At 57.6% G+C, this 12,442-nt stretch carries 10 protein-coding genes; 3 read left to right on the forward strand and 7 right to left on the reverse strand.

Translation table 11 applies throughout. The annotated features are described in order from the left end of the window. Nucleotide 1 precedes the first annotated feature (1 nt). The 5 genes from K5E40_RS11605 to K5E40_RS11625 form a co-directional block, all read right to left on the reverse strand. Entirely contained in the window at nucleotides 2-1,201 is a 1,200-nt protein-coding gene (locus K5E40_RS11605) for an MFS transporter (protein WP_221730846.1), read from the reverse strand. Nucleotides 1,202-1,203: 2 nt separating this feature from the next. Then, complete coding sequence (locus K5E40_RS11610; RefSeq protein ID WP_221730847.1) at nucleotides 1,204-2,454, reverse strand: ATP-grasp domain-containing protein; 1,251 nt, start codon at nucleotides 2,452-2,454, stop codon at nucleotides 1,204-1,206. 14 nt (nucleotides 2,455-2,468) lie between these two features. Beyond that, nucleotides 2,469-3,440 (reverse strand): proline dehydrogenase family protein, encoded by a 972-nt coding sequence (locus K5E40_RS11615; protein WP_221730848.1) that lies wholly within the window; start codon nucleotides 3,438-3,440, stop codon nucleotides 2,469-2,471. Between the two features lie 4 nt (nucleotides 3,441-3,444). Next, nucleotides 3,445-4,509, reverse strand: coding sequence for a fatty acid desaturase family protein (locus K5E40_RS11620; protein ID WP_221730849.1), 1,065 nt, complete (start codon nucleotides 4,507-4,509; stop codon nucleotides 3,445-3,447). 248 nt (nucleotides 4,510-4,757) lie between these two features. Continuing rightward, nucleotides 4,758-5,474 carry a LuxR family transcriptional regulator gene (locus K5E40_RS11625; protein WP_221730850.1) on the reverse strand — a complete coding sequence of 239 codons (717 nt, stop codon included), beginning with the start codon at nucleotides 5,472-5,474 and terminating at the stop codon, nucleotides 4,758-4,760. 1,173 nt (nucleotides 5,475-6,647) lie between these two features. Between K5E40_RS11625 and K5E40_RS11630 the strand changes: the two genes are divergently transcribed. Next, entirely contained in the window at nucleotides 6,648-7,154 is a 507-nt protein-coding gene (locus tag K5E40_RS11630) for a Bro-N domain-containing protein (protein WP_221730927.1), read from the forward strand. A gap of 150 nt (nucleotides 7,155-7,304) precedes the next feature. Here the strand turns inward: K5E40_RS11630 and K5E40_RS11635 are convergent, their stop codons facing one another. Further along, nucleotides 7,305-7,811 carry a nucleotidyltransferase family protein gene (locus K5E40_RS11635; RefSeq protein ID WP_221730928.1) on the reverse strand — a complete coding sequence of 169 codons (507 nt, stop codon included), beginning with the start codon at nucleotides 7,809-7,811 and terminating at the stop codon, nucleotides 7,305-7,307. Between the two features lie 291 nt (nucleotides 7,812-8,102). Between K5E40_RS11635 and K5E40_RS11640 the strand changes: the two genes are divergently transcribed. After that, nucleotides 8,103-9,596 carry a YifB family Mg chelatase-like AAA ATPase gene (locus K5E40_RS11640; RefSeq protein WP_221730851.1) on the forward strand — a complete coding sequence of 498 codons (1,494 nt, stop codon included), beginning with the start codon at nucleotides 8,103-8,105 and terminating at the stop codon, nucleotides 9,594-9,596. On the opposite strand, the gene K5E40_RS11645 is transcribed toward K5E40_RS11640, so the two are convergent. Further along, nucleotides 9,593-10,807, reverse strand: coding sequence for an aldose 1-epimerase family protein (locus K5E40_RS11645; protein ID WP_221730852.1), 1,215 nt, complete (start codon nucleotides 10,805-10,807; stop codon nucleotides 9,593-9,595). The genes K5E40_RS11640 and K5E40_RS11645 overlap by 4 nt on opposite strands. 267 nt (nucleotides 10,808-11,074) lie before the next feature. Between K5E40_RS11645 and K5E40_RS11650 the strand changes: the two genes are divergently transcribed. Further along, on the forward strand, nucleotides 11,075-12,433 hold the full coding sequence (locus tag K5E40_RS11650) for an SrfA family protein (RefSeq protein WP_221730853.1): 1,359 nt from the start codon (nucleotides 11,075-11,077) through the stop codon (nucleotides 12,431-12,433). The last annotated feature ends 9 nt before the right edge of the window (nucleotides 12,434-12,442 follow it).

Below are 12,442 nucleotides of genomic sequence, written 5' to 3' on the forward strand. Positions count from 1 at the left end.
TTCACGCTTCCTTGTTCCACAAAACAGTCGATCCTTTCATTACCCCCACCGCCACCGCGAACAGCACCAATACCGTACCCGCCAGCAGCCACGGCGATGGCAGGGATGGCTGTGACACCAGCATGAACGCCAGCGACGGCGTAATCATCACGCCGATATTGACTCCCGCCGAGTAATAGCCGAGGTTGCGATCCACGGTGTGACGGCTTGAGATACTGCTGACGTAGTGGGTGATGCCGGGAAACACGATCATCTCCCCCAGGCTCCAGAGCACCGTAGCCACCAGTAACAACACACCGATATGGCTGAAGCCCATCAGGAAGAACCCCACGCCCGCCACCAGGAAACCGGCCACCAGCGACCGGCTGCTCGACAGGTGCGACATCCGCTGGTTGATCGGCACTTCGAATAGAATCACCAACAGTGCATTGATGAAAAAGATGATACCCACGTAGTACGCCGGCAATTCGGTGTAGTTGATGATGTAGGCCGACAGAAAAGTCGGCGGCAGCGCATAGGCGATGTGCACCGGCAATGCCGCCAGCAAAATTACCAGCAAGCGCGAGCGCTCGTGCAATGCGCTCTCCGGCAAACCATTGCCCTTGCTGACGACCGCAGCCCCTTCCGTCGCCGGCACCGCACGCCCGAAACGCAGGCAGGCAACGAAGGCCACCAGGGACAACGCCGCGTTGATGTAGAACACCGCGTCGGCGTTACTCAGGAAAATCAGGCTGCCCAGCAGTGGCCCGATCGCCATGCCGATATTGATCGCCAGGCGGTTGCAAGAGAACGCCACTTTGCGCGACTCACTACTGCTATGGCTGACTGTTTCGGAGAACGTCGCGGGGGTGAATGCCTCATAACAGGCGCCCCACAGAAACGACAGCACAAACAGCACCGCGGGGTTATCCACCGACGGAATGATTAACAGCAGCAGCGCGTTGAGCAGCAACGAACCGAGGATCACCCGATTGGCGGAATACCGCTTGATCACTCCGCCGATGATCAAGTCCACAAACAACGCCCCTGCGCCATAGACGCCCACCAGCAAGCCTGCGGTGCCCGCCGATACGGCGTGCTGATGAATCAGGTACGCCGCATAGAAAGGGAACGCCATGGTGCCCATGCGGAACACCAGGGTGATCAGGAACAGCAACTGCAAGCGAGCGTTGAGCCCGCGTAACGCGCGATAAGTGCCCATATTCAGCGGATCACATAGACGTTGTCTTTGTACTGACGGATCTGCTCGTAATCCTGGTCGATATCGCGCTGGCTCTCCGATACCAGGAACACCCGTAGCGGGCTGCTGAGCAGGTCCACGGTCCTTTTCATCAGTTTGCCGGCCTTGTATTTGACGCTCAGCTTATGCACAGAGGGCAACCCCTCGATCAGCTGGATGGCCTCTTCATTGAAGCCGGTAACCTCACCTTGCAGCGTGGTGTCGGTGTTGATGACGCAGGCTTCCTTGAGCTTGTGGTAGCGCTTGCCAGCGTAGTTTGCCTTGAACGCCTCACCGTCGCAGTACGCGAGGTAAGTAAGCTGTGCCTGGTTGCCGCCCAGGCTGATGTCATGGAATTTGGGTTCCATGTTGCCGTTCAAGCGAGCACCGACTTCCACCAGCGCGGGGCCGGCTTCGGTGAGGATCACTTCCGAATGGGCCGGACCGTTATTGATACCCAACGCTTTGAGCACCTGCACGATATAGTCCACCAGCACGTTAGCCTCGGCACTGTCCGAGGCAATCAGCACGTCGCGGTCGTAGATATTCTTACCGCCGCTGATTTCGCGCTTCACGTAGCGCCAGATCCCACAGACGTAGGCCTGCCCATCACGGCTGACGGTATCGACGATGTACTCCGGGCCTTTGAGGTAGGACTGGCAAAGAATCTCGGTATTGGCCAGGCCGAAGATATCCAGGTTGGACACCACTTCCTCACAAGCACGCTTGACGTCTTCGGCGTTGTGGCAGATCGAAACCCCGTCGGTCGAAGCCGAGCTCAGCGGTTTGATCACGCAGGGAAACACTTGGCCGGACTCTACCCAGGCCAGCAGTTCGGCGGGGTCCGCCGATTTGAGCTGGCGTGCCGTTAACAGGCCTGCGGCGGCGACCTTGCTGATCATCTCAAACTTGTCGCGGCGAGCGCGTGAGCCTGCGCTGCCGTTGGAGGTGGACAATTGCAACTGTTCACTCAAGTAGTCGGCAAATGGCACGCCAGGCTCCTGGCCGGCAATGACGGCAACCACGTTGAATTCACGCAAGCGTCGCACGATCTCTTCGGCGTTGTCGTTGAGCGCCAAATTTTGCTCAAACTCCGACAGGTTCGGCCCGAGCATGCTCGGCATCAACTCGGGGGTACTCTGTACATGGATCAGGCTGAAGCCGGCATCCCGGAAATACTGCGGCAGGAAATTACCGCTTGAGTAGACATCCACCAATGCAACGTACTGCTTCATAAGAATGTCCCTTTTCAGTATTGAGTGGCGGTTTCAGAGGTCCGTGGAGAAGCCACGTCGTCCAGCGCCAGGAAAATGTTCTGCGGAAACTCAGCCACACGGTGCAGTAGGTGCAAGTACCAGTTGGTGCCATAAACCGCCGACACCCGGGTCTTGACCTGGCCCTGGTCTTTTACCGCCTTGATCAGTTCAGGACGCACGCCGTGAAGCATCTCCAGCTCGCCTCGATCGGCGATGCGGCTGGTGAGGATCTCTTCAACCAGCAAAGGGTCCTGGGTCGCGAACGCAAACTGCCCGCGGCCTCCATTGATCCGGTCCAGCAGCCCCACGTAACGTTCGTTGAGCGCCGAGCCACGGGGCAAAGCAATCGCCGCAGGCTCAGCATAGACGCCTTTGACCAAGCGTACTTTGCAGCCGGTTTCCAGGATCGCCCCCAGATCATCCGGGGTTCGGTTCAACTGCGCCTGCAGGGTGATGCCCACGTTTGAAAAGCGCCTGCTCAGTTGCAGGAAGATATCGAGGATCGAATCCGTCCATTGAGAGCGTTCCATGCTGATGATCACACCGACATCCTTGTCGGCCGCGTGCGTCAGGATCTTCGAGCAGTTCTCGATCGCCAGTTCCCTGGAAATGATAGTGCCTACGTTGGACAGGTCGAACCCCAGTTGAGGTGGTTCACCGAGTTTGGGGTGCTGCACGATCAAGTCGATCCGCTTCAGGTACTCATCGGTTGCGGTGGTCACTTCGGCCAACGTAGTCGCTTCCTCGCCGACAAACTCGACACCCGTGCGATAGCCTTTCCCCAGCAGGGCAGCCAGCTTGTCGAGCATCTCCAGGCGGTCTTCGGAAATGATGTAGCGAAGGGCAGCAGGACGTAGAAAATCACGCAGCGTCTCGCTGGCCAGGAACAAGTCACGATAGCTCTTGTTTGCCGCCAGTTTCTTCAGAGCCAGGGTGGCCAGCAGGCTGTTATCTGTAGTGTTCATGGCATTAAACCCCGTAAGTTTGGTTGAGCATGCGACGTGCGAAACTCGAATCGTCGCCTTGATTGGCAATCTTGTGGGCGCGGAACTTGGCCGCGTAACTGAGCATGGTCTCTTTATGGCGGCTATGCCGGTCGCGAGTAAAAATACCGGCCCACATGTTGTCCCAGCGAGCGTACTCAGGGTGTGACATCAGCAGCTTATGTGCCTTGCGCATATTCCAATGGGGTATCGACGGGTGCAGGTGGTGCACAAGGTGATAGTTATCGTCATGGCGACCAAAAAAGAAGTTTTCCAGCACGTTGCCTTTACGGTTACGGGTCAGCAAGAGCTTGTCGGTCTCTACGGCAGGCAGCGGATAATGCTCGGCGAGTTCGATGATCCAGCCTACGGCGACGGCGGTGGTGAATAGCGGTACCAGCCAGAACAGCACCAGTTCAGCAACCACGCCAAACCAGACGGCCACCGCCAGAATCACCGCCCAGTAGGCCCACATCATCCTGCGTTCATTGCGGATGCGGGGGTCCTGGCCCTGGACCCGGTCCTTGACCACGTACTTGATGTACTGAAGGGTCCTGTAGCCGGAAAGCGCCATCACCACGTTTTTCAAGAAAAACTCATGCTCGCTCTGTTGCAAGTCGTATAGGCCGCATTTGAGATGAAAATTGTAGTCAGGGTCTTTTTCCGGATGCCCCAAGTGCACATGATGGTTCTTGATGTGCGATGTGCTGTAGGACTGATACAGGTGGAAAACCAGGTAGCCCGAGAGAAATGTATCGGCGAACCAGTTGATCGCACGATTTTTCGCCAAGACCTTGTGGGTTGACTCGTGTAGCACGTTCGTCAGGGCACGTTGGGTGGTACCGATCAGAAATAGCGAAAGCGGATAGAACCAGTAGCTGACACCCAGGGACAGGTAGATGGCAAAGACGATGACTGCGTAGTCCTTACCCAGCGCTATGGCCCAGTGATAGTTATCCTTCTTGCACAGATGCTTGAGCATTCCGAAGGTTTCACGGGAAATACCCGCAGCGTATTCGCCAACAGGCTCTTTGTTTTTATCGACCAGCATAATCACTCCATAATTAAGCGGCACGCTGCAACACCAGGCTCATTGCTGGGCTAAGGTTTTTTCAGATGTTGCGGCTATTGTTTTTTTGCCTGAGCTAGACTCATCCGCTGCAAAAAAACTAAAGCACCGCTTGATCGCGAACAAGCTGCCCTTTTAGACAGGTAGGGCCAAATCACGCGCGCGCGCGCACGCCAGCCGGTGAAAATTCACCGGCTGGCGTGGCATTGGCAGATGGGAGTGCCTGCTGATCAGGCCTGTTCGCGGATGTAGCCCAATTGCAAGGCTTTGCGAATTGCGGACTTTCCGTTGGTGACATCCAACTTGCTGAAGATATTCTTCATATGGAACTTGACGGTGCGCGGGCTTATTGAAACCAAGAGCGCTATTTCGTTATAGGTCTTGCCCAGGCTGGTCCAGGACAACACCTCCGTTTCCCGAGGCGTGAGTACAGTTTCCTGTAAAACTGGGGCGCGCACGGCTACGTCGCTTTCCAAGGCCTCGTCGTAGACCGAGACCAGCAGCATCTGCAGCTCACTTTTGTTAGCCAGCACTTTCTCGCGAAACTGCTGGTGTTCGCCGAAGCTGCACAGGTTGAGGATGGAATAAAAACCCCGATTGCCATGCACAATAAAACTGGCTCCCTCACCGACGGGTGCACAGGGCCCCGGCACCGGGACCGCTTCTGCTGCGGGCGCGAGGATGTTTTCATCGCTCCAGAAAAACGGTTTTATGCGGCGCTTCGACAAAGACAGCAATTGACCGCGTTGGTAGAAGTCATCCGCAGAGTCACCGCGGTCCAGCGCATCGGGATAATTGGTGATGATTTCCGCTTCATCCAGCGTCGGCCCACACTGATAAACCTCGAAATGCCCAAGGCCACGTCTGCTCAGCTCGGCATCGAGCAATTGGTGCACGTCGACGGACTGCATGGGCGCGTTGTTATTGGTTGGACAATCGTTTCGCATGAATATCATCCTTGATAAGTGACAACGGCGGAGGCTAGCGAGCTGGCGGAGACGCTTTAATCCTGAAGCGCCTCATCAGATTCGACCCGGGCTGTAGGAAATTTCCCAAATCAAAGGCAAGAATAGAGCATGCCCTACCAGCCTTGTCCAGTGCTCCGACAAGGAGCCGACAGTGGTCAGGCAAGGCCCGTTCTGGTCCCCTTCTGGCTGGAGACCGATAATCACCACGCAAGGCACAGCATGAGGTTGATGCCCAAGCCGGTTCAGATCTCGGCCCAAGTGGCTGAAGCTGGACTGAAACTCAGCTCGCTGCGCAATAACTTAAGCAACCGAGACCGGCTTGCTAATAACAATTATCGCTCACACCATTTCGTAGCCAGTCTAATCCCGCGCCTCATTGCTTCATCGAAGCTTTTCCAAGGCCAGCTTTCTTTGGCTAGCAGGACATCGTTACTACCGTCTCGCCCCCGGACACGAAGCCCCACCGGGGCAGGGTTATCCGGCTTTCCCCAGATGAAATCAATCTTCGCTCTTTTACCATTTGGGTGGACGTAATCCACAGGATAAGGCCGTTCTACCAATAAGCCCATTTCGACTTCCTTGTCATCCAGCACTCCACCGACATACCACGCAATAGCCCACAAAACCACTTCACGCCAGCCGACGAGGATCCTCTATGTCCGCACAATAGAAGTTACCCCAGTTCATCCATGGCCAGTCAAGCAGGGGCCCGCCGTTTGAAAAAGAACTGGTGGTTGACCTGTTCGCCGGTGGCGGTGGTGCCAGCACCGGCATTGCTCGGAACCCCCCACCTTGTTCACGTGCTCTCCACAATTAGTTGATGCTTTGTAGGCTCGTCACGCGTAATCGCAGGCACCTGGCCCGGCCGAGAGTGGATCATCAATATTGCTGGGTGCGCTCGGTATCAAAGACCTGATTTGCTGCCTCCATCTCCTCAATCAACTGCCGATTGACTGAGTAGTAGCCACAGCTCGGACATTTAGAATCATCAAAACTGCCTTCTGGATAAGCTTTCTCGGCGCTATCACCACATACGACGCAGATAGTGATGTCTCATACGCACCACCTTTGAATGTTCTATCGACTGTAGCTGGTTCCGCCTCTCTGTGACTTTCCGTTAGCGCAACCGCCCAGGATAGCCAGGGACAATACATCTTCACTCGCCACAAACTCCCCCTCCACGCCCTCCTGATCCAGAACCAGCCCTGGTTCTCCGCCCGCGACCTCGGGCGCTTACTGCACATCTACCTAAACGAACGCATGCTGCGAAAACTTGACCCCGACCAACACCAAACCCGCAAAACCCTGATCCACAACCAAATCGAAAACATCCTGCTGATCAGCGAATCCGGCGTCTACGCCCTCCTCGTCTACCACTACTGCCCCGAATACCGAGCCTTGCGCGAATGGCTTACTCACCAAGTCATCCCCACCCTGCGCGACACCCAACACCCCACCACAAGCGAACGCCCACAACTGAGCCTGCTCAGTTGGCCGGACATGACGTTGAGTTTGTTGCACTGGAATAACCAGCCGTGGATACGGTTGCAGGATGTGCCGTTGATGGTGGTGGAGCAGAAACTCAGAGAACACACGGTGGCGAACCCTTGGTGGAAATGGGCTAAACGGATGCTTGTCCCGACGAGCAGACATGGATAACCTCAGCGAACGTGAGTGTGTCCGCTAAGGATGCGCAGGCCTTGGCCTCACCGAAGCCTGCAAACTGAAACCGCCTTCTTAAGGCGGTTTTTTTTCGCGTCGAGACTGGCCCGACTAAAATCCCTGATGGTTGAGGCCTGCAAACAATTGTCAGTAGTCGATAACCTTCAGGTTTGGCCATACACCAAGCCAATCCTTGGTACGTAAACGATCCAGGTAAACTGCATGCTTCTCGGTTTGGAACCTCGCAGTAGGCCGAACAACAAGATCGAAGAGGTCATCCAGACCAAGCGGTGCTGCGACCTCCAGAACGCCCTGCGTACCGAGCCTTATGGCAATTGCCGTCGCTGTTTCCGGCCAGAACCTGATGGCATCAATTGCGCTCGCATAAGGCGCATCAGCATTTCGCAGATGCATACGCGCCTGGTTCTTCACTGACCAGTTGTATGAGGCGTCAATATTCCGTAAGCAAGCCTCCAGTTCAGTGTCTGATTCAGCAGTGGCCCGCTCTTGATCGAACCAGATGACATCAATGTCCGATGGCAATGGCGAATAAACGCGCTGGTGTAATCGATCCCATACGGCGCTACGCAGAAATCCCGCCCCTATCCAGCAATCAGGTAATCCAAGGCTCTGCACCAGACGTAATATCCGCATACGCACTGGATCCGCCTCGATTAGCACTTGGATTTGCTCTATCTGTTTCACGTCCGTTGTCACGTTTCAATTCTTCACGATTTCGACACAGGCCAGTGTAACCACCGCAGGTTCAAGGCTGGCGGCCACAAGACGACATCCAATAGTCATTTCCCGGTTGCGACCAGAGCCATACGTTCGCAACATCCCGTGAAAGTTTACCCACGCCCCCACCCCTCCAACTCACCCGCCCCCTACTACCCTTCAAAAACCCGCAGGAAGCGGCCCCCCGATTCAGCTCAAGGAACGACCATGTCCCTCTCCATTGTCCACAGTCGCGCCCAAATTGGCGTGGATGCTCCCGCCGTTACCGTCGAAGTCCATCTGGCCAACGGCCTGCCGTCGTTGACCATGGTCGGCCTGCCCGAAGCAGCGGTGAAGGAGAGCAAGGACCGCGTACGCAGCGCGATCATCAATTCTGGGCTGCAGTTTCCGGCGCGGCGGATCACTTTGAATCTGGCGCCGGCGGATCTGCCCAAGGATGGCGGGCGGTTTGATCTGGCGATTGCCTTGGGGATTCTGTCGGCGAGTGTGCAGGTGCCGTGTCTGACGCTGGACGATGTGGAGTGTCTCGGTGAGCTGGCATTGTCCGGCGCCGTGCGGCCAGTGCGAGGAGTGCTGCCGGCAGCGCTGGCGGCGCGCAAGGCCGGGCGGGCGCTGGTGGTGCCACGGGCAAATGCCGAGGAGGCGTGTCTCGCTTCAGGGTTGAAGGTGTTTGCGGTGGATCATCTGCTGGAAGCGGTGGCGCATTTCAATGGGCATACGCCGGTGGAGCCTTATGTGTCGGACGGGCTGATCCACGCCGCAAAACCTTATCCCGACCTCAATGAAGTGCAAGGGCAGATGGCCGCGAAACGGGCGCTGCTGATTGCGGCGGCGGGCGCGCACAACCTGTTGTTCAGCGGGCCACCGGGGACGGGCAAGACCTTGCTGGCGAGTCGCTTGCCGGGGCTGCTGCCGCCGCTATCTGAATGTGAAGCGCTGGAAGTGGCGGCGATTCAATCGGTCGCCAGCGGCGTGCCGCTGACCCACTGGCCGCAGCGGCCATTCCGTCAACCGCACCATTCCGCATCCGGCCCGGCACTGGTCGGTGGCAGCTCCAAACCGCAGCCCGGCGAAATCACCCTCGCCCACCATGGCGTGCTGTTCCTCGATGAACTGCCCGAGTTCGACCGCAAGGTACTGGAGGTGCTGCGTGAGCCGCTGGAGTCCGGGCATATCGTGATTGCGCGGGCCAAGGATCGCGTGCGCTTTCCGGCGCGATTCCAGTTGGTGGCGGCGATGAATCCGTGTCCCTGTGGATATCTCGGCGAGCCGAGCGGCAAGTGCTCCTGCACGCCGGACATGGTCCAGCGTTATCGCAACAAACTGTCGGGGCCATTGCTGGATCGGATAGATCTGCACCTGACGGTAGCGCGGGAGGCGACGGCGCTGAATCCGACGGTGAAGCCGGGAGAGGACAGCGCCAGTGCAGCCGCCGTGGTGGCCGAAGCCCGAGAGCGCCAGCAAAAGCGTCAGCGTTGTGCCAATGCGTTTCTCGATCTTCCGGGGTTGAAGCGGCACTGCACGTTATCCACAGCCGATGAAAAATGGCTGGAATCAGCCTGTGAACGGCTAACGCTATCGCTGCGCTCGGCCCATCGGTTACTCAAGGTCGCCAGAACCCTGGCCGACCTTGAGCAAGTCGATGCAATCAGACGTGAACACCTCGCCGAAGCGCTGCAATACCGGCCGGCGACGCCTTAATGCTCGGTCAGATCAACCAGCGGCGCTTGCCGCACTTCGGTTTCACGCCCGGCCTGGATTTCGGTTACTCGCTTCAAGGCGTTATCCACGGCAGCTTTGTCCGCGAGCAGGCTGTAGCTGATCTGGAACTGTTTGTGTTCCTTCGGCGCAATGGTCGGCACCAGATTCAGCGGACGCTGATAGCGGCGGTTGTAGGAGAAACTGGTGCCCGGCTCCAGCCCCGTGACATAGCCCTGCCCTTGGGTGTCAGTGTTTTTCCACAGGGAAAACACCGGCAATTGCTGGGTATTGAAGCCGACGGAGACACCAAGGCTGCCGGCCTTGTTGTGCAAAACGGCCAGGGTCTCGCCTTTGGCGTCGGCATAGGGCACGACGTTGTAGACGGTTTCGTCGTAGTCCTTGGTTGGTGCGCGATACGTCTGCCAACTCGCCAATTCATCCTTGGCCTTGTCGTTGAACGGCGACACCTGTTTTACCGGCGTAGCAAAACGTGCGCCCTGTTCGAGGAACGGCGTGCTGAAGTTGCTGTGATACAGCGCCTGGTATTCCTTCGGATAATCGCCGTTGTTGGTCAGCGTATCGTTGAGTGCAAAACGCACGCTGCCGGGCTCGGTGACCAGTTCGGTGGCTACAGAAAAATCGACTTTCTTGAACGCCTGCTCTTTCAACTCGCCACGCAGGCTGATGGCGTAAGGCGGTTTTTCGTCGATGTGCAACGTAACGGTACTGGCCGGGATGTTGGCAGCGCGTCCGTGCAGGGTCAGCAACTCACCCTTGTCCATGCCGGGATGACCGACCCATTCGTAGCCGCAGCGGGTCACCAGTTCATTGAAACCTTCCAGCCAGCCCAATCCGCCGCGGCCATTGAGTTCGATGAATGCCGGGTTAACCACCTCCTTGACCGGCGAGTCCCACCCCATACGCACGTTGCCAACGGAGGCGTGCAGGACATTCATGCCACGGGTCGGCACCACCGAGAGTTTCATCGCTCCGTTATCGATGTCGACAATGCCCACCCCTTCTTGACGACCGCCATGCAGGGTTCGCAGTGTCACGGAAAACGGTTTGTCGATTTTTACGCCCAGTTGCTCACTCGTGATTGTCCAGTTTTGCGCAGGTTTGTCGGTGTCGAGCAGGATGTAATCCCAGGCCATTGCCTGAGAAGCAGCAGCCATCGTGCCGAGGGCGACAGCGAGTTTGAGCGAAGTCATGGAAAGGCCTTTTCTTGGATTTGTAGTTTTTATATAGCGCTGATGAAACGTTTCAGCAAGTACAAAAACAGCATCTCCGATAGCCTCCTCGTCAAATGAAAAATTAATCTCGAGCAAGGCCTGCTTTCTTGAACTAACCTCGTTCGGTTTTGGCCCATTGGCTGATTGACGGCGACATCATAATGACATTAAGGTCGCCAGCTAAATGCAGGATCAAGGTACAGGCATTCACGCCTGTCATTGCGCAACGGAACATATGGAGTATGGATGCGCGGGGCACTATTACGCAGCGGCAAGAGCGGGTCATTCACAGCTTTGGGCGAAACCGGTCAACCCGTTTACCGGGCGGCTCTGCAATTGCGCGAAGCCATTCGTCGCAAGAACCCCGAAATGGTCGATCACCTGGCCATTCCCCAAAGCGATGAACTGGGCAATCAGATCGATTGGTACAGCGGCCTCGACGGCGATGTGATCCCGTGGAGCAGTGCGACCGAAGAAGAGCGCGCGCCTGCCCGTCGCCAACTGGAAGCCCTGAAGTCTGCACTCGAAGACTTGAGCCAGCGGTTTTTGGGCACTGATCCGGACGAACAGCAGCAAGGCGACAAAGCCGTGTTCGGCAAGTTGCTCAAGCGCGTCATCCATTTCCCCGACGAAAACTTTGTCTACCTGGTTCAAGGTAAGCCCGTACTCACCTTCTGGGGTTTTGAGCACGCGGGGGCTGATCGCAATCGCGACCCACTGCACTGCCTCTATCAAGTACCGCTAACCTTCACGCTGCCTCCCGAGACGCCGCCCCCTGTAGCGCCCCCCATCGCGCCTGTGGTGCCGGTTGTGGCGCGCCCTTGGTGGCGACGCTGGTGGTGGCTGTTGCTGCTGCCCTTCCTGTTGCTGTTGCTATGGTTGTTGCTCGGCCTGCGCGGCTGCGTGCCGATCCCACTGGTGGCCGTAAACTTGCTGCCTGAAGGGGTCGTGCCCGTGGAAAGGCAAGTGGAGCCGCAACTCACCGGCAACGCCACTACACTAACCGGCACCCCGGTTATCGGCAGTGGTGCCAGTGTCGACGCCGGCACGGCGGGGGGCGACATGCAGGGAGGAGACACCCCGGCAGTTGACGGCAACGAAGCGGATGCCGCAAACGCTGGCGTGAATCAGGACCCAGCCGCCGAAGCACCTGCCATCGAACCCGAGAACCAGACCGCCCCGCCGGCCACTCCAGCGGCCGACCCGGAAAAAGCCAGCGCGACAAAAGCAGGCCCGGCCCTGAGCATTCCACCGGACGCCGCTGACGGTGCCGCCAATTTCCTTGATGGCCAATACCGTGCCGGCGCCGGCATTCAAGACCGCCGCACCGGCAAACCGCTGCGCCTGGAGTACCAGTTCAAGGACGGCAAGGGCGAAGTGACGGTGCATCAGGCAGATGGCTCGAAATGCAGCGGCCCGGTCGTCGCGGCCATGAAAGGCGGCAGCCTCGCCATCGACAGTCAGGGCCAGGCCGTCTGCGGCGATGGCAGCACCTACGACATGCCCAAGGTCAACTGCCGCAAAGGAGCGACCACGGTCGCCGACTGCACGGGCGGTTATGGCAAAGATCAATTCCCCATGTCCATGCGACAAATGGGCGAATAAGCACGGAAT

The organism is Pseudomonas baetica (genome assembly GCF_019733355.1).
GTDB lineage: Bacteria > Pseudomonadota > Gammaproteobacteria > Pseudomonadales > Pseudomonadaceae > Aquipseudomonas > Aquipseudomonas baetica_A.